Consider the following 25,950-nt stretch of genomic DNA (forward strand, 5'->3'; position numbering starts at 1 on the left):
ATTAGGATGAAAGAGACTATTGAAAAATTCAAGGGGTTTTGGGCTGATGAAAAAGGTGAAGTGGGCATTAAGCAAATTGCGATGACAGTCGGTGTTATTATTCTGATTGGAGTTGTAGTTACTTCTTTGAGCAGTGGGAGTACTCTAGCTGATTGGGTTGGAGATGTTTGGGATGCTGTTTTTGGTAAAATAAAGGATGTTTTTGATCTTCCAGAGTCATGAGATGCAAAGTATAGCAAAAGCAATCCTAATCACTATTGTCACAACGGCAATGATTCTGGTGTTTATGAATCTGGCGTTCTTCTTCCCATGGTACTTGACGCTAGTTGTTGAAACCTATAATGTCTCACAGATCGTAGCTGGTGATAATTATTTGAAGAATTCTGATTATGAGGATGCACTGGATAGATTGCAGAAACGTCCGATTTTTCGCGACAAGGCAGATGATATTAAAATTACAGTTTTGAATGAGGACAAAGAGGATGCCCGTGGGGGAGATGATGCAACCGATTATTATGAGATGCCGGAATCAGATAAACCTTACCGACAGAGAGGGAAGTCTCTTCAAGTAGAGATCAAAGCGGTATATCCTTTTTCAATCACCCTCTGGGGGAAACCAGTGGAGCGTGAGATGCCTGTCAGATTCTCCATGACGACCACGGGTCTGAAGCATTATAAAGATCTAGACTACTATTAGAATTGATAGGAATGACTGACGGTGAAGAATATTGCTATAGGAATAATGTTGGTTATTTTTCTTTCGGTTATTATTGAGCCTTTGGTAGAAATGGCCCTTGTGTTTAAAGAAAATGTAGTACTAAGCACAGCGATTAATAACGCATGTAGGGTGGCAAAGGATCGAAGTCTGGAGTATGAGTCGCTACGCGGATTAGATGCGGAAATAGATGAAGAGAAGTTCAAAGAATATTTCTCGGATGCCTTCGAGAGTGCCATGGACTTAACATTACTGACCAGTGACGGCGATACACTTGAATTTAAATCGAATGACAGCAAATACAACGATTTTCAGGTCACTTTAAATTTCTCCTCGGTTACCAATTACGAAACAGAACAACTGGTGACGAAAGTAGAAATCAAGGCCGAATCCACTTATAAATTTAAAACACAATATTTAAAGCTGGCCGAAGCAGCGGGGGAAGATGTCGATTATAAGCTGATCAGTGTAAGAACATACCTTCTCTCCGTTAAGAATTAATGAAAGGAACAATCGGAATGGACTATATCATGGTAACTTTGCAGACCGGTATTGCTCAAAGGATAGACCTGAAGGTTCCGGTGTTTGTGACTATAGAGGAACTATTGGTTATGCTCGCTTCTTCACTTCACGTAAAGATGAACGGTGATGTTAGACTTCAGGCAGAACCGCTCGGGAGAATTCTGAATAATAGCAAGACTTTGGATCAAGAAGGTGTAGCCCATGGCGCACTGCTCACACTCATCTGAGAAGGAGCGATGAAATGAATGGCAACCTGTTAAGCGGTGGATTAGTCATGAAAGCTGGAGAATCACTGCTTATTACGGATATCAAGAACTATACAGGCACTTACTTCGTTGATTTGGATCACCCTCATGCAGCGCCAACTCACTATGAAGGGCTGTTCTGGTTCATGAACGAAGCCGGCAACTTCCTTTATTACAGTGATCAGTTAAAGGGAAATGCACTCTGTAAGCTGGATATCGAACAACAGAAGGAAGAACTATTACTTGATAAACCCTGTTATCAGTTGCTGCGTCACGAAGATTGCTTGTATTACATTCATGAGGAAGATCATCGATTGTACTGCTATACAACTAACAGCAAACGTAATACAAGGCTGATTGATGAGCATGTAGATAGCTTTCTTATGTATGAAGGTTTACTTTATTGTGCAACGCCACGGGGAATCATCCGAAGTACTGAGTCCGGAGGGCAGAGAGAATCGATAAGCGGCATGGTAACGACTGGGCTGATTATGGTTGGAGACATTCTCGCATGTGCGGACAAGAAGAATAGACATTGCTTGACGCTACTCGATCTTAAAACTAACGACACAACAGTTATGAATGGTATAGATGTCGCTAGTATCAGCACAGATGGCAGATATATTTATTGTACTAACCGGCTAAACGGCAACAGTATTTATCGAATAGACCCAGTGCATGGGGGAAGTATTCGGATATGTGGAATGAGCGCTGATTATTTGCATGTTTTGGAGAATGATCTTTATTTTTGCAACGGTCGTGAATGGCATCGACTCTCTCTATTTGGGGGAGAAGCCGAGACAATAACCTACACAGGAAGGTACAGCCATGAGTGATGAATTCAGCCGTCAGCCTCGTTTCTTGCCGGATATGCCTAGGGGAGAAATTGATGTTCCTAATCCACCCATGATTAACGAGAAGCCAGAAATCTCTTGGTTTGGAATATTACTCCCACCTATCGTGATGTTGATTATTACCGTATTAATTGCAATGACTTCACAGTCCATCTATTTACTGATCTCAGTTGCGACTACCGTGATGACTCTAATCGGCTCTCTTACAGGGGCGACAACGCAGATCAGAAAATATAAACGGAAAAAGAAAGAACGAGAAGAGAAATACCTTCAGTTTATTACCGATGTGCGCAGTGAATTATCAATCGCTCGCGAACAGCAGGTAAAAGCCATGAATGAAATGAGCCCGGAGCCAGCGGAATGTGTGCAGAGAATTTTGCGTAGAGATAACAAGCTGTGGGAAAAAACACCGTCTCATAATGATTTTTTGGCTCTGCGAATCGGGGTAGGCGGTGCACCGCTCGAGCTGCAGATCAAATACACCAAACAGGCGATTATTCTTGAAACGGACCCGCTCTTGATGGAGCCGCAAAGATTGGCTATGGAATTCGAGAAGGTCTCGAACGTTCCCATAACGGTTAATCTAGTGAGCTCTGAAATATGCGGGATTGCCGGGGAGAGTAATAAGACAGCCGACCTTATAAAGCTAATGCTTCTACAGCTAGTGACTCATCATGGTTATGACGATGTCAGGATTATTGTTCTTGCCGCAGAGGATGAGCTGGATAAATGGGATTGGCTAAAATTTGTACCCCACCTATGGGATGACGGTTTTAATATCAGATTTCTTTTATGTGGTAAAGCCATTGCCCATCAGACTTTGTCCGAGATTTATGGCGCTTTGAAGGAGAGAGAGATGAGGCCTTTGGGTGGTGGGGTTTTGCCGCATTATCTCTTTATTGTTGAAGATGCTTCCTTGCTCGAGAGTGAGCTAATCAGTAAATATTTATATAACGGCAGTGCACAGCTTGGGGTATCAACCCTATTTATCGCCAAGAATTCCGCTTATTTGCCCATGAACTGTAAAACCGTTATTCATTTAAATGGAAAAAGCGGTGAAATGGCCAATCGATTAACCGGAGAGAAGATTGTGTTTACACCGGACCAGGCAGACATTAAAGACTTGGATCTGGTGGCGAGAAAGCTTGCGCCGCTGCGGATTAAGAATGCAAACGCTAACTTCTCGTTACCGTCCTCCATCACACTGATGGAAATGCTGAAGAACGAAAAGGTATCTGAAGTAAATGTGATGTTGAACTGGACCCGTAACAAAACTTATATGGGTATGAGCGTACCTATAGGGATAAGGGCTGGTGGAGAAGCTTTACATCTGGATATGCATGAGGCTGGGTTCGGACCCCATGGTCTAGTAGCCGGGACCACAGGCTCTGGAAAAAGTGAATTACTGCAAAGTATCATCGTATCCCAAGCGATTCATTACCACCCCCATGATATTGCTTTTGTACTTATCGATTACAAAGGGGGAGGCATGGCAGATGTATTCAAGGGAATGCCTCATCTAGTCGGTACCATTACGAATCTGGATGGGAATCAAACGACGAGAGCTCTGCTATCTATCAAAAGTGAGCTCATGCGGAGGCAACGTGTCTTCTCGGAATATGGCGTGAACAATATTGATAAATACCAAAAATTATTTTATAGCAAAAATGTAAAAGGTGACATGCCAGCCATCCCTCATCTAATTATGATTGCGGATGAGTTCGCGGAGCTGAAGCAGGATCAACCGGATTTCATGAAAGAGCTTGTAAGTACGGCCCGGGTAGGTCGAAGCCTTGGCGTTCATTTGATCCTTGCTACACAGAAGCCTGCCGGCGTAGTGGATGATCAGATTTGGAGTAACTCGAAATTTAAAATATGTCTTAAAGTGCAGGATGAAGCTGATAGTAGGGATGTTGTTAAGCGTCCTGATGCGGCCATGATTAAGGAACCGGGACGGGCCTATATACAAGTAGGGAATGATGAGATCTTTGAGTTGTTCCAGTCTGCTTATTCCGGTGCTGATTATGATTCGAAAGGCGAACTGCAGAAACAGGAGAACAAGCCGAAACGAATCTATAAGATAGCCCTGAATGGTAGAAGCGAGCAGATCTTTCCGCTGGAGGAAGAGAAAATAGCCAAAAATGAGTCGGCCTCCCAGTTGCATGCCATGGTTGAATACATTACGGAGACTGCCAAGCAATATGGGATTTCTCCAATAAAAGGGCCTTGGCTACCGCCGCTGCCTGAAGTAGTTTACCTTGATTCCTTGCTTACGAATAGCTTTGCGGAGGGTAGATGGCCGCAGCAGCAGAAGCTGCTCAGTGTGCCCGTGGGGATCATGGATGATCCAAGAGGACAGAGACAGGAAGCGCTGGAGATAGATTTTGCATCTGAAGGCAATCTGTTTGTCTATGGAACGCCGGGTACGGGTAAAACTGTGTTCCTCAAAACGTTATGTATTTCCATGGCCCTGATGTATCCGCCGGATGAGGTCAATATCTATATTATGGATTTTGGGGGGAGCTCGCTTAAAGCTACGGAGAAACTCCCTCATGTCGGCGGTGTAATGACACTGGAGCAAGAAGATAAGATTGATCAATTTATACGTTTTGTGTTCAGGGTTATGGAGGAACGAAGAACGTTGTTTGAAAATACGGGCAGTGAAGGATTCAGCGATTACCGTAGAAGTGGTCGGAAATTGCCATCATTTGTAGTCATGGTCGACAACTACTTCGCTTTATCGGAGACCTACGAAGATTTTGATGCACAAATGGTGCTGCTGGCTCGTGAAGGCTTTAAATACGGTATTTATATGGTCGCCACAGCAACCAACAGTGCATTGGTCAGATATAAATTTTCGGTCAACTTCAAGATGGCGATTAGCTTCCAGATGACCGAGAAGAGTGAATATGACGGTATTGTGGGACGAACGGAAGGGTTGGAGCCAGCAAAGGTTCCAGGCAGAGGGCTAGTACGAGGCAAACCGCCTTTGGAATTTCAGACATCGCTTCCTGATTATCAACATACCGCTACTGAGCTTATCTTGGAGAGAATGGAGGCCTTGCATCTAAGTGGTGCCACTCCAATTCCAGTGATGCCTTCTACAATTGACCTATGGCAGCTCAATAATGATACAGAGCAACTGGCTATAGGCTTGGCTAACAATGATTTACTACCCGTCTTTATAGATCTTCTTGCTACGCCGGTACTGATGGTAGCTGGAGAAGCGATGTCAGGCAAAAGCACTTTGCTAGTCTCGTGGATGAAGCTGCTGAGTGATAAACAGGATCTTGAGGTGTATGCGTTGGATTCCTCCGCTATGGGAATTTACGAGCTGATGCAGCAGCCATACGTAACGGATCTATCGAATGTGGATGATCTGGATGATTTCATTGAAGGGATAAAGGAACAACTGGAAACCAGACGCAGTGAGCTTCTCTCTTGCAGAATGTCCGGTGGTGACGTTGGCGCATTGATGAAGCAGTGGAAGCAGATGATCTTCGTCATTGATCGTCTAAGTGAATTTACAAGCGGAGACATGTACATGCTGCAAGAGCTGATTGAGCGAGTTGTGAAGCAAGAACGCGGTATGAAGGTGGCTGTTCTAGCGGCAGATAACACAAGTGATCTTACCTCTAATTGGGATTCTTTGGGCAAGACGATAAGGGAAGAACAGGCCGGGATCTTGCTAGGTAAAATTAAAGAACAAAATCTGTTCAATGTGTCCTTACCTTATGGAACCCAGGAGAAGGATGGGGAGCAAGGCGATGGCTATCTCATTGTGAAGAATAAATACACCGGATTAAGATGCGCTGTATGGAGTAAGGAGAATCAAGTTACTGCAGGCATAGGAGTCTAGGATGGAGGTGCAGCCAGTGTCAGTTAGTCCATCAGAAATCAGGGGAAACGCTTCACAGATCCATAGTTTAACTAATGAAGTGAACAGTGCTTCAAAAAAGCTGCAAAGTGATTATACACAATCAGCCAGCTATTGGACCGGTACAGCTTCTAAGGCATTTCAAAGTGAATACAACGAGTTGGATCATGAGATTAAGACCTTGCTCAGAACGCTGGATAGGCTCGAAAGTGGAGTCCAAAGAGTGGCTTCAGAAGTGACCCGTGCCGAACAAGAGAGAGAAGAAAAGCGAAGGTTGGCAGAGAAAGCGGCGCAAGAGGCGCTGAAGCAAAAGCAATTGGAAAAACAAAGGCAAAGCCAAAAGTAGTGACAGGGTGTTGAGGTAGAACTGCTTTGAAAGGAGGTGAATAATGTGGCGGGAAACAATCTTACATTTAATCCAGATCAGGCACTTGGTGTAGCAAAGTCAATCAAGACTAAAGCAAGCAATGCAGATACACTTATCAAACAATTGCAAACTGAAATCCATGCCGTTAGCGGTTGGTGGCAAGGAGAATCACAGACTGCTTTTGTACAACAATTCGACGGACTTATGCCTAGTTTTAAAGAGCTGGTTCTCTGTGTAGAGAATATCAGCAAGAACCTAACACAAATTGCTAACATCAAGCAACAAGCTGAGCAAGAAATGGCAAGTAAACTGCGCGGAAAATAATGCGGGTTGTACATAACAAGGCAGATCTTTGAATCATCTGCCTTGTTAGTATGATTTTAAGGAATGATGAAGTGATTTTTATTTGGGGGGATCTGAAAATGAAGCTGACCGAACAACAATACATAACGCTGGCAACCGTTCTAGAAGCAGCAGATGGTCTCGAACTAACAGATAAATTGGCTTTTGCAGGTGCAACAGCCTATGCCTATAAAGATGAGTATAACGATAGATTAATTATCTTTACATATAAAGGCTCGGATTGGCTCGCTGATCTTCAGTCTCTGTTAAGCGGCCAAAGCAGCATGCCGGAGGAAGCTTCAAGATTTGTACTGAAGAACAAAGGAGAGGGGAATTGCCAGGTTACAGGTTATTCCATGGGCGGAGCTTTAGCTCTTTATGCAGCATCGGTTAATGAGGGGGTCGGTGGTGTAGTATTCGATGCTCCGGGAATCGCAAACCTTTTGACCACGGAGCAAAGTGGGAAGGTTCAAGTTAAGAATATTGTGGCCTATAACAGTCTTGTATCTGCATTAGGTAAACATAACGAAGAGATTGTATTTGCTAGATCGGGTATAGAGGGAACGGATTTCTTAATTCCTGATTCTCTTTGGCAGCGGTATACCTTTGATTCCCAGGGGAATGTGATTACAGGTGAAAAAGGGAATGCCTATGCTATGTTGTCCAGGATTAATACCTTAACGGAAGACCATACGCCTGTTTTTGATGCTGTTATGAGTGGATTTGGGGATACCGTCGGACTAACCGAACGTGCATCAGATCATTTGGGGTATGTGATCTTTACCTTAATAGATCAACTGGATGTTGGAAAAGTACGAGGTGCACTGACTGAAATTGCTCACAAATATGAGCGAATGGTGGATGAAAAGTTCAGTGTGTGGAGAACCGAAATGAATAATATTCCGGAATCCTTTCTCTTTGACGATATTCATGCGAAGTTCGAGCAATTATCTGAGGCAGCCATGCTTGAGGCAGCGGAAGTGGCGGAGGAGTTTAATGAAATTACACAGGCTGTCTTATCCATTCTTCTGATTTGCAGTCCGATAGGGGATCAACTGATGGATCATATTGAAGAGTGGCTCGATAAATTGACGGACGCCATCATGGGATGTATGGAGAAGCTATCTAACCAAATGACAGGACACCTCGATAAGGTGGTTGAAACTTACATGAATCAAATGTTCAAATTCCCGGAATTGAAGCTGGATTTTGAATTCTAGCGTGAACTGGATCGTCATCACAAAGGAGTGAAGCTGCATGAACAAGATTTGTACAAGGAAGGTGTTGACTCTGATGTTGTTAGTATCAATGTTTAGCTTTATGGGTTGTGGATCTGAGTCCAAAGATGAGAAAGCGGCAAAGAAAATTTTGAGCTCCTTACATGAAAAGTATGGAGAGGAATTTGTCCTTGACGGTATAGGCGGCGGCTGGGGAACGATGAACAACAATACGTTGAAGGCGATGGTTTATCCGAAAAAAGATGAAACGCTAAGATTTCCTGTTGAAATTACGAAGGATCTGAAAAAGGTCTATGACAAGTACTTAAACCAAGTAGTTGCCAGAAATGAGGAACCACACATTCAAGAAATGGCTGCTAGTATTTGGCCTGACAGTAAGGTTATCGTCGCCAACGAAACAGGTCTAGTTTATCCCGAACATAGCGATACCAAGATATCCTATGAGCAATTTCTGAAGTTATATCCAACGAATACACAGGTTGTAACAGTATATTTAAATTGTGATAACTATATGGATAATAAAGGAAACTCGGATCGGGATAAAGAAATTGAAGCCCAGTTAGCATTTGTGAAAAGGTTAGAGGAAAACAAATATGTCAGTAGTCTAATTACTATAGCTTACCTCACTCCTGATGCTCATAGTCGCTTGGATGACATCAAAAAGACAGAATCAGATGTGGATCTTTATTATAGTGATGAAACGAAGGAAACAGGAATAGTTAACATTGTAACGATGGTTGGTTACAGTTTAGGGGCAGATGGGGAGATTGAAGAATCCCGAGAAGAAATAGAAGAGTATTATGAAATATGGAAAGAGAAAAGAATAGAAAGCTTTGAACAAAGAGGGGGATTGTAATGGCTGATCCTGATATTCTTTCAGAGATTGAGTTAAAGCAAATCTCCCAGATTGTTTATTTAGATATATTAGATAATAAAGACCTTGGGAAAATATATACACGTAAGAACGACAAAATCACTCTCGGCGAAGTTCTCAGTTTCTACTCTACACCCGAAGGTCAGCGGCAATTAAAAGAGCGCTTTCCCAACGATCTTAACGGAGTTAAAGAATACGACCAGTGGATTGTTCTCATAGAGCAGATGAATAAACCTCCATATAAGAATTGGGAGATTTCCAATATCGTCTCTCATAATAAAAAAGAGGAATCAGGCTTTGTTGCATTTACAGTGGATACCCTTAACGGAGAAAAGGTAGCTGCGTTCCGGGGTAGTGAACCTATGGAAAACCCACTTTACCGCAATGACTGGAAAAATAACGGGACAACGGCGTACTCCATTGAAGCTATGCAGCAAACGGAAGCGAGAGAGTATATGAAAAGCTTTAAGACCGACGGCAGTTATGATTTATATTTGACCGGGCATTCGCTAGGAGGCAACCTGGCTTTATATTCTTCCTTTATTCTGTCGGAGGATCTGCGTAAACACCTCATTTCGGCTTCAACCTTTAATGCTCCGGGATTTAATGGAGATGTACTAGACAAGTTCAAATCGAATATTGATGAAATGAATGAAAAAGGGCAAATCAAAGAGTTCAGGAATAAATATGACATCGTACCGGCTTTATTCCTAAATCCCTCGGCAGGTATTTATATAGATACTGAATCTGAACGGGATGACGTACTGGCTCATCACTCCTTATTCTCACTGAAGACCAATGGAAACAACACCTTTCTACTTTCGGATTCCCAGACACGGGGTTTAGTTCCTAACCTCGTGCATAATATTACGGTTGGTTTGGAGGTCATCCCTGATTTTCTGAAGGAGAGTTTGGTTGAAGGGGTGTTCAAAGTACTGGATGGGGAAGTGGATTTACGGCCATTAGCGATTGCAGGAATAACGGTAGTTGGAGTATTACTGGCGACTGTTGGGCCTGTTGCAGTTGTTACTGCGGCGATTACTACAGCGTTAGCTGTACTCGTTGGTACTATAAAAGCATTGATTGCGCTTTATATAATCGGTTTTGTCATTGACAGTGTCATTCCCTGGATTAAGCAAAAGGTGGAAGACATCAAGGAGAGAGTGGTTTCCTTTTATAATCAAAGTGTTGAATTTGTAACGAATATGGTTACAGAAGCTGTCCGAGTCACTAATCTAATCGGTGAAAGAATTGCGGAGTTTTCACAAAAGGTAAAACAAGCAGTCTCTGATGTTATGACAAAAATGAAAGATGGCTTCAACCGGTTTGTGGATAACACTATTCAATATGTAAAAGCTCAGAAGGAATATTGGATCGGTGTAAAAGACAAAGCGATGAAGAAAATGGGAGATATATTCCAAAGTGTAAAAGCTAAAATCAAGAAAACCAAGGATGAATTTATCGCTGGCGCCCGTACGATTAAAGATTCAGCAATCAGCAAAGTTAAATCGACCATTACAAAAACTATAACGAAAATTGCAGTTGCATCCGCCAGTGTCATTCAAGGAGCCAAGATTTTGGCGAATATGGATAAACTGGAGAGTCTGCAGAAAAGCCTGGTGCGTAAGGAGGAGAGCATTGCTGAAATTGTCGAAAGGATATTGTCTATAGCCTCTGGAGTAAGTTCTAATGTGGGCAGAGCTTATAGTGAATCTTATGTGCAAGCCCAATTAAGAGAGTTGCTGCGTATAAGCAATGAAGTTAGGACACAGAAAAATCGTGTAACAACAGCAATTCATAGCAAAACCGCAGGCCTAAAATACACGATAACAAAATATCGGGACATCGAATCCAAGATTGTTGCGGCTGCCCGCGCAAGTACTAATACAATGCGCCTGAACTAAGCAATAGGCAACTAAATTGAGAGGAGCAGTTATATGAAAAAAATAATGAGTTCGCTGGTTGTATTAATAATGGTAGCCCTGTTGTCTTCGAGTTTTACGGGGTTAGCCGCAAGTCTTCCATTGAGGGTAGTAGTTAATGGAGAAAAGGTGATTTTTCCAGATGCCCAGCCTTTTATTGATGCGCAGCAAAGAGTCCAGCTTCCAGTTCGTTTTATAAGTGAAGCTCTTGGAGCTGAGGTGTTATGGGACAGTAAGGCTAAAAAAGCGACAATTTCGCTTGAAGGCAAAACCATGGGTGTCTATATCGGGAAAAAGAGCTATGAGCTTAATGGAACGACGAAGCAAATGGATACGGCTGCACTGTTTAAGCAATCAAGAACGTTTGTCCCACTTCGTTTTGTATATGAAGGGCTCGGTGTAAACGTGAAATGGGATGATGCCGTGAAGACGGTTTATATTACTACTCCGGGGAATGAGCCTCCTACGAGTACTCCAGAAACAGGGAATTCAAGTGAACCAAAAGTAGCAACGGTTGAAGGTTTTAAAATTCCATACACTGAGTTAGGACCAAATAGGGAACCTGTCTATATTTCAAATTCTAAACTCACAGTGTTTGGTAGTTCTGAGCCAGCAGAGGGTAAATACCTTTTCCAAATCACAGTTCAATATGAAGTTAAAGATGCTGATCCTGTGCAAGCAGCTAATGAGGCAGAAGAAATTCTAAAACAAAAGATTGAAAGTAATGTGGTGGATTCTATTATGGAGTATGTAAGATCTAAAAGAGAAAGAGTGGATGTATTACCAATAAAGGAATTCTCAGATAAAAACTTTAAAGTTATAGTGCAATCTAAGGAGTGGGGGAGTGTACATCTTTCCATATGGAGGAAATAGGATTTATGAATAGATATGAAAATATTATGAGATAGGTGAATATATGAAAAAATCTATACGTATTTTTGCGATAATCGTATTATTATTTCAATCTATTAATACTTTTGTTTTCTCAGAGGAAGCGATAGACGATCCTTTGGAGAGCTTACCTAAAACACCAGAGGAAGTTATAAAATATATTAATAATGATATGGAAAATATATATGGCTGGCCTGATTATTACCCAGTTAAAGTAGGTAGCAGGGACCTAAGAAAAGATTTACTTCAAAAAAGTATTGATTCTAACCGTAATAATTATGAAATAGTTTACGGAGAGCCTCATTACTGGTTGGAACATAGTAAAATGCATGCCTTCTCTGGTTATTCAAAAGATGGCGAGGATGTCTCAGCGGAAGGCGCGCCCTGGTATGCAGGTTGGAGTGGAAAGCAGATACAAGATTTCAATATGGTTCATCGTCCATGGAAAAATGAAAAAGTTAAAGAGTTGTACAATATTACAGAGAATAATTTCGATGATTATAGCAATAGGAAAAGTGAATATCTAAAAGATTCTAATGGAACTTTTGAAAAATCCATTATCGATGGATTAAATAGAGATTACGCTGAAAAAACATACGCTGAATTCATCTATAACAATCAAAACAGTACACTTAAAGGCAGTCCTGTGTATACAAGGGATGCGACTCCGTCTAAGGGTGGTCAGTGGATAGATTATGTACATGTCCTGCAACCGCCTACATATCTGTCATGGGGATCGGGTCGTATCTACATTGAGGGTTCTAACGGAAATATCACTTACTTAGGCATTCCTATCGCTCCTTTTATTTTGCAGGTAAATGACTTATCCCCTCATTTCGAAACGATGCCAACCGGCGCATTAGAGGAACAAGAGGTAACTGTTGGGATTAGACTCAGATCCAGCTTCGCTACCCAGAAAACAACAGATTTTGCTTGGAAGATTACGAGTAACGGGAAGGAAATTCCCGTAAAATACCACGGCCATGCGTCAACGTTGGCTGGTGAAATTAAGCTTGCAGCTAATGCGGAGGACAATATTCTTTACGCGACATTTACTATGCCAGATGGGGATGTGAACATACGATTTAATCTGAACAGTCAAAAGTCACCTAAGGAAGTTTTGTACGAAAATAATGAGCTTTATGGATGGATTCAGAAGGTCACCGCGATGCCAACGACCAAAGGCTCTTTTGATCTGGATTACAATGTGTTATCAAAAAAAGTGAACTTCGGTTTAGCTGATGGCGCTGCTATAAAAGCTGTTTTACAGCCGCCCTATGCTAATTTCACTTGGAGTGGGAATGCTACAGGTGCTTTGGAAGTTACTAATAATACGGATGCGATCTATCGCTATTTTCGAGTGGAGAACAATCCCGCTGTGAATGATGCTGCCAGTACAATAGTGAGAAAACCTGACATTATAGCTAGTTTGCAGCGCCCTGATTTTGGCGATGATCCGGTTAACGGTAAATGGTATAGTAATCCAGCTCCGTACACGCCTAATCAGAAGTCAGGAAATATAAGTTTCCAGGGTACCGTGAGCAGAAATTACACCCGTGATTATCAGGTTTGCAGCACTAGTAAGAATGCGGCAGGCCAAGACGTTGAATCTTGTAAAACATATACGACGAGCGGCAGCACCTCGGCTCCGTTTACACCCGGGCAAGACGTCAAAACCATTCGGACCTATATTTATAATGGGCTCGAACAAATCGCGCCGAAGTTATACAAGAATTCAATAGAAAATAACAAAGCAGATAGTTTGATCAGAAAGCTTCTCTGGACAAGTGAGCCTTACAACTATAATGTGATCCGCTGGATGGCTCATGAAGATGAGAATAAGATCTTGCAGGACTGGACGAAGGTTAAGGGTAAATTCGAACGGATCTTTACACAGCAGGCAAGCGGAGATGTCGGCTGGAAGGTAGAGAATAGCATGGCTCAAGCTTATAAGAAGGCCAGAGATACCGCAAAAAAAATGCTTAACAACAAATCTGCTTACGACACTGCCGTGTTTGCAACTGATAAACAACTGCAAGGCTATGATTATCCAATTAAATCGGGGTATTATTTTAATCCAGTTGGAACCTATACCTTTACGCTGGAGACAGTGATGTTTAAGGACACGGATAAAGACACCGTGGATCATAAGGAGCTTGTTGAAGACCTTACGAATTCATTCCGCTATGAAACTGATCTTATGTATATTAATAAGGAGAAGGATGCGGTTAATCTGCGGAATGAGCCGCTCAGCAAAAACGGTAATAACTTTGCGAGAAAGCCAGCAGCATTATCAGTAGAGAATGACACGGGTGTGAATAATGAGAAATTGCTGACGGTTGAGAAAGGCTTTACTAAAGAGGTAGAAGAAATTCCATATTCACAGGATAGAGAAAGTGATAAAGGCACCCATGAATTCTGGAAAAATATCCTGGAAGGTTACTCGCAGTCTAGCACACTGGGTAGCTTCAACAATTTCAAATACCGTGAATATGTAGGCTTGAATCAGCATATGTACAAGATCACGGAGAAGTCTACAGTAACAATTACGATTAACAAAGACAAACTCCCTGTCTATACTACAGCTGAAATGCCAGACGGTAAGTACTATGTCAAGGCTTGGCTGGCAGATGTGGAGCTGTCCAAGAGTACCAATGCCTACAAATCATTAGGCAAATTAAACGGCATTAAGCCGCTGGATCAGATTGAGGTTACGGTAAAAGGCTCCATGTTCGATGACTTGAATAACTAAAGGACAGACACCCCTCATGCAAAGTTGCATGGAGGGTGTTTTTATTAAATTGTAAGACAAATAAGTTTCACGCTATACATTATCCTTATATTTCTCGCTTAAACGCTTATCGTCCTTATAAGGATGCCGAAGGCGTTTATACTTGTTGTGATAGCGCTTCATTCGACGTATAATTAGGACTGGTGATTGCTTTTTTAAATGATATTATTCATTTTTGTATGGGTATTGTATTTACTTCTAACTAGAGAAAGGGAGATCATTGCTGTGAAGCTATTGGGAGCGATTGAAGCAGGAGGAACAAAGTTTGTATGTGGGATTGGTTATGAGGACGGTACCATTGTTGACCGAGTTAGCTTTCCGACAACTACACCGGAAGAAACGATGGGACTAGTAATAGATTATTTTAAAGAGAAGAATGTAGAAGCTTTCGGAATCGGATCTTTTGGACCCATTGATCCTGTGCTGGACAGCCCTACTTATGGTTACATAACAACGACACCAAAACCTCATTGGGGACAATATAATCTGGTAGGCACCATGGCTGAGCAATTTAACGTTCCGATCGGCTTTGACACGGATGTGAATGGTGCGGCGCTTGCAGAGAGTAAGTGGGGAGCAGCTAAAGGTCTGGACAGTTGTCTGTATATTACGGTTGGGACAGGCATTGGAGCAGGAGCGGTTGTTGGCGGCCAGATGGTCCATGGATTGTCTCACCCTGAGATGGGACATATTCTAGTTCGTAGACATCCAGAAGATACGTTTGAAGGTTACTGTCCATATCATGGCGATTGTCTTGAAGGATTAGCCGCAGGTCCGGGGATCGGCAAACGCTGGGGACAACCGGCAGGCGACCTTCCGGTGGATCATCCGGCATGGGAGATGGAAGCGCACTATCTTGCGCATGCACTCATGAATTATGTACTGATTCTGTCTCCGCAAAAAATCGTCATGGGCGGTGGTGTTATGAAGCAAAGCCACTTATTCCCGTTAATTCGTACTAAGCTGCAAGAGCTATTGAACGGTTATGTTCAGCATCCATCGCTTAATGTCGACATTAATAATTATGTTGTGTCACCAGGTCTTGGAGATAATGCTGGGCTTGCTGGAGCGATTGGACTGGCTACATTAGCTCTAGCTAGAAGCTAGTATAAAAAGACATTGACTGTTCGGTAATATATGGTATTCTAGGATCTAACAGTATAGCATTTAATGAGGAAGCACCTCTTTCACGTTTATCGTGAGAGAGGTGCTTTTTTGCGTTTCGGGGTCTACTTGAGAAAGGATTTGTTCGGTCCGAAGGAGGCACTGCCCGGGAAGTTATTGTGCTTGCTGTAAGTTGAGAAAGGTAGGGATGAATATGCAAATTGTATTTATGAACCGTTTATCCAGAATATCTGGAGTGGATCAAGAGATGTACGCCCAGCTGTGGATTGGAGAGGAAGAGGGGATCTGGAGTTTGGGCTGGCGCGATTTTTCAGGGGGGGAGAATTACATCGAGAATTTATGGTATGAAGGTGGTTCTTGGAATGAAATGCTCTGTGTATACAGGCATGAGCTAGCGGTGAAGATGGGAGATGGCTATCGACCCTTAATCGATGGGATATTCCACGAGGAGGATAGTCTTACTGGACGGAATCAGGAGCAACTGAAGCTTCAATATTACAGCGAACATCATGGGAATGAGGTTATTTATGAGGAATTATGTGCTTGGCGCCGTGGAAAAGCTTCGAGTGAACGCAAGGCGCCCTATATTCTCGCCAGTAATCGTCTGTTGCGCTTGTTAAGCACATTTCTACCGCATACGCCAGAGGAGCTGTTACAAATTCCAGGTGTAGGAGAAGGTAAGGTAGCACAGTTTGGGACCGATTGGCTGGCTATAACTACTGTGGCGGCAAGGGAGCATTCCTTTCCTCTAAATTGGGTTCACGAAGTAATTGAAGAGGAGTCTTTTGTAAATTGGCTTTATAAACAGAAAGAGGTCAAATATAAGAAGCAACTTGAACGACTGCGCTTACGGCGGATTTTACTGCAGGGGATCGAGAATGGATTGGGTTTGGAACAGCTTAAGGTGAATAGTGGAGTGAACCGGCGTGAACTGATTGAAGTGGTAGAGGAACTAGAAAGAGAAGGTTATTCCGTTGAGAAGCTGATCCATGTAGAGCTTGGTAATATGCCACAGAATGAGCAAGAAGCGGTATGGAATGCATATGTGGAGCTCGGTGATCTCTTTCTAAAACCGGTGTTAAATAAGGTTTATGGAGAGGGGTTTTCCGCTGCTGAAGGATTGGATATTTATTATGAGCGCCTGCGATTGATCCGCATTCGTTTCCGTCGAGAGCAAACGCATAAAGTGGGGATGGCAACTAGTTTTTAATTGTCCACATACCAAAAAGACGAAGGCTACCTTATACCTTACGGTTACAGGGCCTTCGTCTTGCTTATTCGTCCGATTCTTTTCATAGCCATTCCTTCTTGCGGAAAACATACAGCATCCCACAGCCTAACGTCAACATAACGCCTATAACGCCATAATAGCCGTATTTCGTATGAAGCTCGGGCATATGATCAAAGTTCATACCGTAGATTCCGGTAATTACGGTCAGAGGCATGAATATTGTTGTGATCGCAGTAAACACTCTCATAATTTCATTCGCGCGATTGGCGATACTGGATTGGTAGGCCTCTCGTAAGTTGCCCATGAGATCGCGATACGTCTCAAAGGTTTCAGATATTTTAACCGCATTTTCATAAATGTCGCTAAAATATTTCTGCAGCTGATCATCAATCAGACGGAGGTCTTTTTTATTTAGGGTATTGATTACTTCTTTTTGTGGTCCCAGCATTTTCTTCAACCATAGAATTTCACTTCGCAGACCGATAATCTCACTTAGATGAGATTTCTTGGTATGCATTAGGATATCCTCTTCAAGCTTCTCAATTCGAGCTTCAATCCGGTCGCCGACGGAAAAATAGTTATCCACGACAAGGTCAATAAGTAAGTAAAGGAACATATCTGGTTCGCTTACCTCTTGCTCCCAGAGCATAGGCTTTAGGATTCGAAGTTCATTGATCTTTTGTTTCGTTACAGTGATGATGTAATGTCTTCCAAGGAATACATTGAGCGCCCGTAGGAAAATTTCTTCATCATCAAAGCGGATGCTATTTACAACTATAAAGTAGTGGCTTTCGTATATTTCGATCTTCGGACGCTGATCCTCTTCGCTAAGGCAATCCTCAACAGCAAGATCATGTAGGTTGAACAAAGGCTGAAGCAGCTCTAAATCCTCTACATCGGCGTCAATCCAATAGAACCCTTCCGTTGGGGGTGTCAGTGTTTCATCAATTTCATCAATAGGTGTAAAAACCCCTGCATTCACCAGCCGGATTTTCATCTGATTTCACTCCTCCTATCCCCAGGTCTTCACCAGGGACTGCTAAATTAAGCACAGAGAAAAAAATCAGCTTGGCCGGCGTTACATCAATACATAGGGCCAAATGACGTTTCGAGGGCATGAAGAAGAACTGCTCCCGCCGCCGGCAAGCTGATGATTATCCTGTGTGGTTGCTCATTCTGTACACTAATTTGCGAGCTCGGGTCGCCTTCCATTCTTCTTCTCACCTCTTCTTTTCGTTCAGGTATGAAATACTTGTCTAGTATAACAACGGAGTATGCCTCTTTCAAGCAAATTTATTGTGATTTTGAGGCTTCTTCAGCATTGTATGGACTTGACGAAAAGGAGGTTCATGATTTAAAGTGAATTTTAAAGTAATTTAATTGAATACAGCTAAATCTTATCAAGAGCAGGTGGAGGGACTAGCCCTATGAAACCCGGCAACCGGCGTGTAAACGCACGGTGCTAATTCTTGCGGAACTTCTGCAGACGTCTAATCGTCTTCAGGAACATTCTGGCAGATGAGAGAGGCGCATATGACTGTAGATATGACCTTTCTCGATTTCCGAGGAAGGTCTTTTTATTGTTCAGCAAGCCGCATTGCGGCAAAACAACTAAATTCAGCTAAGGAGTGGAAAGACAATGCCAATTAAAATTCCCGACAGTTTACCGGCGAAAGAAGTACTATCCGGAGAAAATATTTTTGTGATGGACGAAAGTCAGGCTTTCCATCAGGATATCCGTCCACTACGGATTGCTATTCTGAACCTCATGCCGACTAAAGAGACGACAGAGACTCAATTGCTGCGTTTAATTGGAAATTCGCCACTACAAGTTGATGTTACGCTATTGCATCCACGATCCCATATTTCCAAAAATACTTCTGCTGAACATTTGAAGAGCTTTTACAAAACCTTTGACGAGATCAGTCACCGCCGTTTGGATGGCCTAATCGTTACAGGTGCTCCTGTAGAGCAAATGGAGTTCGAGGAAGTATCGTATTGGGAAGAGCTGAAAGAGATTTTTGAATGGAGCAAGGATAATGTGACCTCAACCATGCATATTTGTTGGGCGGCACAGGCAGGCTTATATCATCATTTTGGTGTTCGTAAAGTGGCATTGCCTGAGAAATGCTTTGGCGTCTTCGCTCATACGATAAATCAAAATAACATTAAATTGTTGCGCGGCTTTGACGAGGTATTCCATGTACCACACTCCCGTCATACCGACGTCTCCCGTGAAGATATTGAGAATAATCCAGATCTGCAGATTCTGGCTGAATCCGAAGAAGCTGGTATGTATCTAGTGGCTACAAATGACGGTAAACAAATATTTGTGACCGGACATTCCGAATATGATCCTCTATCCTTGAAATGGGAATATGACCGTGATGTGACTAGAGGGATGGAGATGGCTTTGCCAAAACATTACTTCCCTAAAGATGATCCTGAACGTACACCTCCAGCAGTATGGCGTGCGCATGCCAATTTATTATTCTCTAACTGGCTCAATTACTATGTATATCAAGAAACGCCTTATGATATCGACCCGATTGTTTATTAATAACAGCGCTACAATATAAATTAGGAGGCATTAATCATGGATGACAAACTTAGGATTGAAAGTAGACTGGCTCAAATAGGTTCTCTAGAAGATCCAGCCACAGGAGCAATTAATTTTCCGATTTATAATGCAACGGCATTTCGTCATCCAAAACTCGGTCAGAGCACAGGGTTTGATTATAGCCGCACCAAGAGTCCGACCCGTTCGGTGCTTGAGAATGCAGCTGCGGAACTTGAATCTGGAGATGCAGGGTTTGCTTGTAGCTCAGGGATGGCAGCTATTCAAACGATTCTTACCTTGTTCGCTCAAGGCGACCATCTGATCGTTTCGCTGGATCTTTACGGCGGTACCTATCGTTTGTTGGAACGGATTATGTCCAAGTTCGGAATCACTGCTTCTTATGTAGACACGAATGATTTGGATGCACTGGAAGCTTCGCGTCGTCCCAACACGAAAGCTGTATTTATTGAAACGCCAACGAACCCACTGATGATGATCACGGATATTGAAGCCGTGTGTACTTGGGCACGTCACCATGGGCTGCTTAGCATTGTAGATAATACGCTGCTGACTCCGTTTTTCCAACGTCCTATAGAATTAGGTGCGGATATTGTAGTTCATAGCGCTACTAAGTATTTGGGTGGTCATAATGATGTGCTGGCAGGCTTAATTGTATCCAAGGGTGTAGAATTATCAGCTGAAATAGCAATTCTACATAACTCTATCGGTGCTGTTCTCGGACCAACAGACAGTTATCAGTTGATGAGAGGCTTGAAGACGTTGGCTCTGCGTATGGAGCGCCACGAGAGCAATGCACTAGCGATTGCCGACTACTTGTTAGAGCATCCAGCAATTGCGGAAGTGTTCCATCCAGGACTGCCAGATCATCCGGGGCATGAAATCCAGAATCGTCAATCTTCAGGAAATACCGGTATTTTTTCTTTCAAATTAAAAGATGCCAGATACGTAGAGCCTCTTCTTCGTCATATTCGTCTTATCGCATTCGCAGAGAGTCTGGGCGGCGTAGAGTCACTAATGACATATCCGGCTGTACAAACACATGCTGATATTCCTGTGGAGATTCGAAATGCTGTGGGTGTAGATGATCGTTTGCTGCGCTTCTCTGTCGGTATTGAGCATGCAGAGGATTTGATTGCTGATCTTGGCCACGCACTAGAGGCGGCACGGGCTGAAATTGAGTCGAAATAACTGGGATATACTTTTAATCAGGAGTTAGTGGAGAAATAGAGTATAAACTAGCAGTATCGCTTAGTGCGATGCTGCTTTTCTTCTGGATGGGATTTTACGAAGAATGTAAAAGCATTTTTCAAGCTGTTCAGATTGTGATACGATGAGGAAATGAACTGTTCATTTGTATGAGAAAGGGTTGTCATCTTGAAAGGAGACAACGTCTTTTCTTCCTGTTATTTTGTGATTCTACCAATACCCCTAAGGGTTTAAAAGGAGGATGCGAACGATGAGTGCGATAGATCTTATTTTGGACAAAGCCCTACGGGGTGAACGTCTCCAATTGGAAGATACCATCCGACTGTTCGAGAGCAACGAAATTGAGAAAATGGGTGCTGCTGCAAACACCATAATGGAACGCTGGCATCCGGACCCGATGGCCACGTTTGTAATTGGTCGTAATATTAACTATACGAATGTATGTGATGTTTACTGTCGCTTTTGCGCATTTTATCGTAGACCGGGCTCTGATGAGGGCTATGTACTGCCGGATGAGACGATTTACCAAAAAATCGCTGAGACCATCGCTGTAAATGGTACAGAAATACTAATGCAAGGTGGAACGAACCCTAATCTTCCTTTCAGCTATTATACAGATATCCTTCGCGGTATTAAGCAACGTTTCCCTGAGATTACAATGCATTCCTTCTCACCAGCAGAGATTATGAAGATGAAGGAAGTATCTGGATTATCGCTCGAGGAAGTAGTACGTGAAATTCATGCTGCTGGTCTGGATTCTTTACCAGGCGGGGGAGCAGAGATTCTCGATGACCGTACACGCCGCAAGATCAGTCGTCTTAAAGGCTCATGGCGCGAGTGGATGGACGTAATGCAGACAGCGCATAAGATCGGTATGAATACAACGGCTACAATGGTCATTGGACTTGGAGAGAGTATGGAAGAACGGGCACTGCACTTACTTCGTGTGCGTGAGGCTCAGGACGAGTGTATTGCTAATAAATATGATTCAGAGGGTTTCTTGGCCTTTATCTCTTGGACATTCCAACCGGACAATACCAACCTGAAGCTGGATAGACAAACGCCTGAGGAATATCTGAAGACGGTAGCGATTAGTCGCCTTGTTCTAGACAACATCAAGAACTTCCAGTCCTCTTGGGTAACTATGGGACCAGAGGTCGGCAAGCTTTCCCTTCAATACGGCTGCAATGATTTCGGCAGTACGATGATTGAAGAGAACGTAGTATCTTCTGCAGGTGCAACTTACAAGGTTAACATCGAGTCGATTACTCAATTGATCCGCGAAGCGGGCAAAATCCCGGCACAGCGGAATACTCGCTACGATATTCTGCGCGTGTTCGATGATGCTAATGCGAAGATTGATAATGATTTCATCATGCAGAACTAATACCAATTTCATACGGTTACATTTATCGCTTGTTTGTCGTTCATCTTCTTAATTGGATGAATGATAAACAAGCGTTTTTTGTTGTGGAGCTGATTCTAACCGCATTTACCTGTGAACATAAATTCATTATTTTATTACATTTCTGTATACACATTATTATCCAAAAGTGATATCATATTCATATCAAATGAATATCTTTTGGGGGTGCTTTTATGAAGGAGAAAATGCTTCGTCCTGTCAGCGGATTTTGGGTTATCGCATTGATTGCAGTTTGTTTAGCTGGTGGAATTTATGGTGCTGTTCAGGAGTATGTTGCAGTGCCAGTTATTCTGTTCGTTGTAGCTGGGGTTCTATGTACCAGTATTACGGTTGTACAGCCCAATAAGTCGGTCGTTGTTACCTTTTTCGGGCAATATGTAGGGACTATTGCAACGAGTGGATTGTTCGCAGTCATTCCGTTCAGCGTACGTAAGACGGTTTCCCTGCGCGTTCGTAACTTTAACAGTGTGAAGCTTAAGGTCAATGATGTTGAAGGTAATCCGATTGAAATTGCTGCAGTTATTGTCTTCAAGGTGATTAACTCTGCTAAAGCTCTTTTTGATGTAGATAAATACATGGCTTTCGTAGAGATTCAGAGCGAGACAGCACTGCGTCATGTAGCCAGCAAATACCCTTATGATAACTTCAATGAATCCGGCATGTCCTTGCGTGCCAATGCAGACGAAATTGCTAAAGAATTAGCGTCTGAGCTGCAAGAGCGCTTGTCTTTATCTGGTGTAGAAGTCATTGAAGCCCGGCTTACACACTTGGCTTATTCAACAGAAATTGCGAGCACAATGTTGCAGCGGCAACAAGCTTCTGCCATTCTGTCAGCTCGTCAAATTATCGTAGAAGGTGCAGTTGGCATGGTTGATATGGCGATTAAACAGCTTAAAGAGAGCGGTGTAGTCGAGCTTGACGAAGAACGTAAAGCAGCGATGATTAATAATCTGATGGTGGCGATCGTGTCGGAGCGCGGAGCGAGTCCGGTCATTAACACCGGCTCGTTGTATTAAGGCGGTGCATCATGGCGGCCAAGAAAAGCTTTCCATTGCGGATCGATCCGGATCTGCATGAGGCGTTGGAACGTTGGGCGGGAGAGGAATTTCGCAGTGTAAACGGACATATCGAATACTTGCTGCGTGAGTCTTTGAAACGTGCAGGCCGCTTACCTGAAAGGAAACGACGAGAAGAGTAACCTCTTAAGGACAGTTCTAGGAGGATCTCCAGGATGTAGAACTGTACGTGTCGGTAACTGGTGCCCGGGGTTTACAAAATTTTGCCCCCTCTACAGACTTGACTGTCAGAGAGGACAGATTTATAATTACTCCATAATTCACGTTAACAGCATTGACAAAGATATGAATCGATTGTTCTGGACCGTTCAGAGAGAGGGAACATAGGCTGTAATTTCCTCCGGTATCTACTATTGATTTACCCCTTTGTAGCTGCGGTTATGAATTCCCAGAGATGGGATAGTAAGAACCGCCGGTTCATGGTCGTTATTCCATGCTTACGAAGGATTCTGTCTCAACTCCGATTTAAGAGCGGATTGAGAGAATCGAATTTGGGTGGAACCACGGGTGCAATCGCTCGTCCCTTTGCGGGACGGGCGTTTTTTTGTGCGTGGATATTTCCGTTTCGCAAAATTAAAATTGTTGGTTGGCTTAAGGAAATGAAGGAGGAATTAAAATGGTAAGTATTAAACTTCCGGACGGCTCTGTTCGGGAATACGCAGAAGGTAGTAATATTGATGATGTAGCGGCTTCTATTAGTAGTGGACTTCGCAAGAACGCGGTGGCAGGGAAATTGAATGGTATTGTCGTGGATCTGTCCACTCCGCTTGAGGAAGGCGCATTGATTGAAATCGTAACTTTGGATTCACCTGAAGGATTGGAAGTTATGCGTCACAGTACTGCCCACTTGATGGCGCAAGCTGTAAGACGTTTGTACGGAACAAAGGAAGTTAAGCTAGGTGTAGGCCCGGTTATCGAAGATGGCTTCTACTACGATATGGATTTGGAACATCCACTTAATCCTGAGGATCTACTAAAGATTGAAAAGGAAATGGATCGTATTATCTCTGAAAATCTGCCAATCGTACGTAAGGAAGTTAGTCGCAAGGAAGCGCTCCAAATGTTCGGGGAGCTAGGTGATCCTTATAAGCTTGAACTGATCGAAGCGTTGCCTGAAGATAGTGTGATTTCGATCTATGAACAAGGTGAATTCTTCGACTTGTGTCGTGGACCACACGTTCCGTCTACTTCCAAAATCAAAGTCTTTAAATTGATGAATGTAGCTGGTGCTTACTGGCGCGGCGATAGCAAGAATAAAATGCTTCAACGCGTATACGGTACAGCTTGGATTAAAAAAGCACAGCTCGATGAGCATCTTCGTCTGCTTGAAGAAGCGAAGAAACGCGATCACCGTAAATTGGGTAAAGAGCTTGAAATCTTCACATTTAATCAATTGGTAGGCCAAGGCTTGCCGATCTGGCTGCCTAAGGGTGCTAAACTGCGCAGTATTCTAGAACGTTACATTGTGGATCTGGAAGCAAGTTTAGGATACCAGCATGTGTACACTCCGGTGCTCGGTAATGTTGAACTATATAAAACTTCCGGACACTGGGAGCACTATCAAGAGGACATGTTCCCTAAAATGACTATTGATAATGAAGAGTTTGTGCTTCGTCCAATGAACTGCCCGCATCACATGATGATTTATAAGAGCTCCATGCACAGCTACCGTGATTTGCCGATCCGTATTGCTGAGCTGGGTATCCAGCACCGTTATGAAATGTCTGGAGCATTGACTGGCTTGCACCGTGTGCGTTCAATGACTCTTAATGATTCCCATATTTTCTGCCGTCTGGATCAAATTAAAGGCGAGTTCATTCGTGTAATCGAGTTGATTAAACAGGTTTACAGTGACTTTGGTATTAATGACTACCGTTTCCGGTTGTCTTATCGTGATCCTAAGGATACTGAGAAATATTACGCAAATGACGAAATGTGGGAAACTGCACAGCGCATGCTGCGTGAGGTTGTAGAAGAAGCTGGTCTGCCGTTCTACGAAGCAGAAGGCGAAGCTGCCTTCTACGGTCCGAAGCTGGATGTACAGATCAAGACTGTACTAGGCAAAGAAGAAACTCTCTCCACTGTACAGATCGACTTCTTGCTGCCTGAACGCTTTGAATTGGAATACATCGGTGACGATGGTCAGAAACACCGCCCAGTCGTTCTACACCGCGGTATTTTAGGTACTATGGAGCGCTTTGTTGCTTTCTTGTTAGAGAACTTTGCCGGATCACTGCCGCTTTGGCTGTCTCCACAGCAGGTTAAAGTTATTCCTGTCTCCACTGCCTTCGACGATTATGCTAAGGAAGTTACGGACAAGCTGCGTCGCCGTGGTATCTCTGCTGAGGCAGATTTACGTAATGAGAAGCTTGGTTATAAGATCCGTGAAGCTCAGCTGGAGAAGCTGCCATACATGTTCGTAGTCGGCGAGAATGAAATGAATGCCGAGACAGTTTCCATCCGTAAGCGCGGGGAAGGCGATATTGGAGCTAAGCCACTTCAAGAAGTGATTGAGCTACTGGCTCAGGAAATTGCAGACCGTGTAATCTCCTAATTACATGAAATAATCTACACCAAAAGTATGTTTAATTACGACCTCTGTCATATGCCCATGAGGATCTAAAAAGGATCTTCATGTATAAAATTTTGTGAATCGGGAAACCTTCG

Annotated in this window: 22 protein-coding genes and 1 riboswitch; of the genes, 21 read left to right on the forward strand and 1 reads right to left on the reverse strand. The window is 43.1% G+C overall.

What is annotated here, in order from left to right; all coding sequences use genetic code 11:
• The first annotated feature begins 6 nt into the window (after positions 1-6).
• The 15 genes from ACN6MV_RS08620 to ACN6MV_RS08690 all read left to right on the forward strand — a co-directional run bounded on the left by ACN6MV_RS08620 (position 7) and on the right by ACN6MV_RS08690 (position 16,973).
• On the forward strand, positions 7-222 hold the full coding sequence (locus ACN6MV_RS08620) for a hypothetical protein (RefSeq protein WP_375102355.1): 216 nt from the start codon (positions 7-9) through the stop codon (positions 220-222).
• Position 223: 1 nt separating this feature from the next.
• Positions 224-697, forward strand: coding sequence for a hypothetical protein (locus tag ACN6MV_RS08625; protein WP_375102356.1), 474 nt, complete (start codon positions 224-226; stop codon positions 695-697).
• A 21-nt stretch (positions 698-718) separates the two neighbouring features.
• Positions 719-1,216, forward strand: a complete 498-nt coding sequence (locus ACN6MV_RS08630) for a hypothetical protein (RefSeq protein ID WP_339289890.1) — start codon at positions 719-721, stop codon at positions 1,214-1,216.
• A 17-nt stretch (positions 1,217-1,233) separates the two neighbouring features.
• Positions 1,234-1,464 carry an EsaB/YukD family protein gene (locus ACN6MV_RS08635; RefSeq protein ID WP_375102358.1) on the forward strand — a complete coding sequence of 77 codons (231 nt, stop codon included), beginning with the start codon at positions 1,234-1,236 and terminating at the stop codon, positions 1,462-1,464.
• A gap of 14 nt (positions 1,465-1,478) precedes the next feature.
• A complete protein-coding gene (locus tag ACN6MV_RS08640; protein WP_339289894.1) occupies positions 1,479-2,318 on the forward strand; it encodes a DUF5050 domain-containing protein in 840 nt (279 codons plus the stop codon).
• Positions 2,311-6,195, forward strand: coding sequence for a type VII secretion protein EssC (gene essC, locus ACN6MV_RS08645; protein ID WP_419886148.1), 3,885 nt, complete (start codon positions 2,311-2,313; stop codon positions 6,193-6,195). Before ACN6MV_RS08640 ends, essC begins: the two co-directional genes overlap by 8 nt.
• Before the next feature lie 16 nt (positions 6,196-6,211).
• Complete coding sequence (locus tag ACN6MV_RS08650) at positions 6,212-6,559, forward strand: WXG100 family type VII secretion target (protein WP_197069760.1); 348 nt, start codon at positions 6,212-6,214, stop codon at positions 6,557-6,559.
• Positions 6,560-6,604: 45 nt separating this feature from the next.
• Positions 6,605-6,904: a WXG100 family type VII secretion target gene (locus tag ACN6MV_RS08655; protein WP_042125627.1), complete on the forward strand. Its 300-nt coding sequence runs from the start codon at positions 6,605-6,607 to the stop codon at positions 6,902-6,904.
• A 98-nt stretch (positions 6,905-7,002) separates the two neighbouring features.
• Entirely contained in the window at positions 7,003-8,142 is a 1,140-nt protein-coding gene (locus ACN6MV_RS08660; RefSeq protein WP_375102359.1) for a hypothetical protein, read from the forward strand.
• 37 nt (positions 8,143-8,179) lie between these two features.
• On the forward strand, positions 8,180-9,016 hold the full coding sequence (locus ACN6MV_RS08665; protein ID WP_419886149.1) for a hypothetical protein: 837 nt from the start codon (positions 8,180-8,182) through the stop codon (positions 9,014-9,016).
• The gene (locus ACN6MV_RS08670) at positions 9,016-10,938 is read left to right on the forward strand and encodes an Mbeg1-like protein (RefSeq protein ID WP_419886150.1); all 1,923 of its coding nucleotides are present in this window, start codon (positions 9,016-9,018) and stop codon (positions 10,936-10,938) included. The genes ACN6MV_RS08665 and ACN6MV_RS08670 overlap by 1 nt, the downstream gene beginning before the upstream one ends.
• A 33-nt stretch (positions 10,939-10,971) precedes the next feature.
• Positions 10,972-11,829 (forward strand): copper amine oxidase N-terminal domain-containing protein, encoded by an 858-nt coding sequence (locus ACN6MV_RS08675; RefSeq protein ID WP_419886151.1) that lies wholly within the window; start codon positions 10,972-10,974, stop codon positions 11,827-11,829.
• 43 nt (positions 11,830-11,872) lie between these two features.
• Positions 11,873-14,599 (forward strand): hypothetical protein, encoded by a 2,727-nt coding sequence (locus ACN6MV_RS08680; protein ID WP_419886152.1) that lies wholly within the window; start codon positions 11,873-11,875, stop codon positions 14,597-14,599.
• Positions 14,600-14,863: 264 nt separating this feature from the next.
• Positions 14,864-15,745: an ROK family protein gene (locus ACN6MV_RS08685; protein WP_419886153.1), complete on the forward strand. Its 882-nt coding sequence runs from the start codon at positions 14,864-14,866 to the stop codon at positions 15,743-15,745.
• A gap of 211 nt (positions 15,746-15,956) precedes the next feature.
• Entirely contained in the window at positions 15,957-16,973 is a 1,017-nt protein-coding gene (locus tag ACN6MV_RS08690) for an HRDC domain-containing protein (protein WP_419886154.1), read from the forward strand.
• An 82-nt stretch (positions 16,974-17,055) separates the two neighbouring features.
• On the opposite strand, the gene corA is transcribed toward ACN6MV_RS08690, so the two are convergent.
• The gene (corA, locus tag ACN6MV_RS08695; RefSeq protein ID WP_042125638.1) at positions 17,056-17,991 is read right to left on the reverse strand and encodes a magnesium/cobalt transporter CorA; all 936 of its coding nucleotides are present in this window, start codon (positions 17,989-17,991) and stop codon (positions 17,056-17,058) included.
• Positions 17,992-18,388: 397 nt separating this feature from the next.
• A riboswitch (SAM riboswitch) is annotated at positions 18,389-18,519 on the forward strand.
• Positions 18,520-18,633: 114 nt separating this feature from the next.
• Here corA and metA point away from each other — a divergent pair.
• The 6 genes from metA to thrS all read left to right on the forward strand — a co-directional run bounded on the left by metA (position 18,634) and on the right by thrS (position 25,837).
• Positions 18,634-19,554 carry a homoserine O-acetyltransferase MetA gene (gene metA, locus ACN6MV_RS08700; RefSeq protein WP_042125640.1) on the forward strand — a complete coding sequence of 307 codons (921 nt, stop codon included), beginning with the start codon at positions 18,634-18,636 and terminating at the stop codon, positions 19,552-19,554.
• A 36-nt stretch (positions 19,555-19,590) separates the two neighbouring features.
• The gene (locus ACN6MV_RS08705) at positions 19,591-20,763 is read left to right on the forward strand and encodes an aminotransferase class I/II-fold pyridoxal phosphate-dependent enzyme (RefSeq protein WP_042125642.1); all 1,173 of its coding nucleotides are present in this window, start codon (positions 19,591-19,593) and stop codon (positions 20,761-20,763) included.
• 268 nt (positions 20,764-21,031) lie between these two features.
• Positions 21,032-22,168: a cyclic dehypoxanthinyl futalosine synthase gene (gene mqnC, locus ACN6MV_RS08710; protein ID WP_042125644.1), complete on the forward strand. Its 1,137-nt coding sequence runs from the start codon at positions 21,032-21,034 to the stop codon at positions 22,166-22,168.
• A gap of 212 nt (positions 22,169-22,380) precedes the next feature.
• Positions 22,381-23,223, forward strand: a complete 843-nt coding sequence (locus ACN6MV_RS08715; protein WP_042125646.1) for an SPFH domain-containing protein — start codon at positions 22,381-22,383, stop codon at positions 23,221-23,223.
• An 11-nt stretch (positions 23,224-23,234) separates the two neighbouring features.
• Complete coding sequence (locus ACN6MV_RS08720) at positions 23,235-23,405, forward strand: toxin-antitoxin system HicB family antitoxin (protein ID WP_042125648.1); 171 nt, start codon at positions 23,235-23,237, stop codon at positions 23,403-23,405.
• A gap of 494 nt (positions 23,406-23,899) precedes the next feature.
• A complete protein-coding gene (gene thrS / locus ACN6MV_RS08725; protein ID WP_042125650.1) occupies positions 23,900-25,837 on the forward strand; it encodes a threonine--tRNA ligase in 1,938 nt (645 codons plus the stop codon).
• Positions 25,838-25,950 lie beyond the last annotated feature (113 nt).

This window comes from Paenibacillus sp. B-A-8, from assembly GCF_048572915.1.
Classification (GTDB): domain Bacteria; phylum Bacillota; class Bacilli; order Paenibacillales; family Paenibacillaceae; genus Paenibacillus_AQ.

Excerpts from the sequence above, each read along its gene's own strand:
- ACN6MV_RS08640 (WP_339289894.1), top strand. The coding sequence starts at position 1,479 with ATGAATGGCAACCTGTTAAGCGGTGGATTAGTCATGAAAGCTGGAGAA.
- ACN6MV_RS08660 (WP_375102359.1), top strand. The coding sequence starts at position 7,003 with ATGAAGCTGACCGAACAACAATACATAACGCTGGCAACCGTTCTAGAA.
- thrS (WP_042125650.1), top strand. The coding sequence starts at position 23,900 with ATGGTAAGTATTAAACTTCCGGACGGCTCTGTTCGGGAATACGCAGAA.
- corA (WP_042125638.1), bottom strand. The coding sequence starts at position 17,991 with ATGAAAATCCGGCTGGTGAATGCAGGGGTTTTTACACCTATTGATGAA.
- ACN6MV_RS08715 (WP_042125646.1), top strand. The coding sequence starts at position 22,381 with ATGAAGGAGAAAATGCTTCGTCCTGTCAGCGGATTTTGGGTTATCGCA.
- ACN6MV_RS08665 (WP_419886149.1), top strand. The coding sequence starts at position 8,180 with ATGAACAAGATTTGTACAAGGAAGGTGTTGACTCTGATGTTGTTAGTA.
- ACN6MV_RS08670 (WP_419886150.1), top strand. The coding sequence starts at position 9,016 with ATGGCTGATCCTGATATTCTTTCAGAGATTGAGTTAAAGCAAATCTCC.
- metA (WP_042125640.1), top strand. The coding sequence starts at position 18,634 with ATGCCAATTAAAATTCCCGACAGTTTACCGGCGAAAGAAGTACTATCC.
- essC (WP_419886148.1), top strand. The coding sequence starts at position 2,311 with ATGAGTGATGAATTCAGCCGTCAGCCTCGTTTCTTGCCGGATATGCCT.
- ACN6MV_RS08705 (WP_042125642.1), top strand. The coding sequence starts at position 19,591 with ATGGATGACAAACTTAGGATTGAAAGTAGACTGGCTCAAATAGGTTCT.
- mqnC (WP_042125644.1), top strand. The coding sequence starts at position 21,032 with ATGAGTGCGATAGATCTTATTTTGGACAAAGCCCTACGGGGTGAACGT.
- ACN6MV_RS08625 (WP_375102356.1), top strand. The coding sequence starts at position 224 with ATGCAAAGTATAGCAAAAGCAATCCTAATCACTATTGTCACAACGGCA.
- ACN6MV_RS08675 (WP_419886151.1), top strand. The coding sequence starts at position 10,972 with ATGAAAAAAATAATGAGTTCGCTGGTTGTATTAATAATGGTAGCCCTG.
- ACN6MV_RS08720 (WP_042125648.1), top strand. The coding sequence starts at position 23,235 with ATGGCGGCCAAGAAAAGCTTTCCATTGCGGATCGATCCGGATCTGCAT.
- ACN6MV_RS08620 (WP_375102355.1), top strand. The coding sequence starts at position 7 with ATGAAAGAGACTATTGAAAAATTCAAGGGGTTTTGGGCTGATGAAAAA.
- ACN6MV_RS08690 (WP_419886154.1), top strand. The coding sequence starts at position 15,957 with ATGCAAATTGTATTTATGAACCGTTTATCCAGAATATCTGGAGTGGAT.
- ACN6MV_RS08680 (WP_419886152.1), top strand. The coding sequence starts at position 11,873 with ATGAAAAAATCTATACGTATTTTTGCGATAATCGTATTATTATTTCAA.
- ACN6MV_RS08635 (WP_375102358.1), top strand. The coding sequence starts at position 1,234 with ATGGACTATATCATGGTAACTTTGCAGACCGGTATTGCTCAAAGGATA.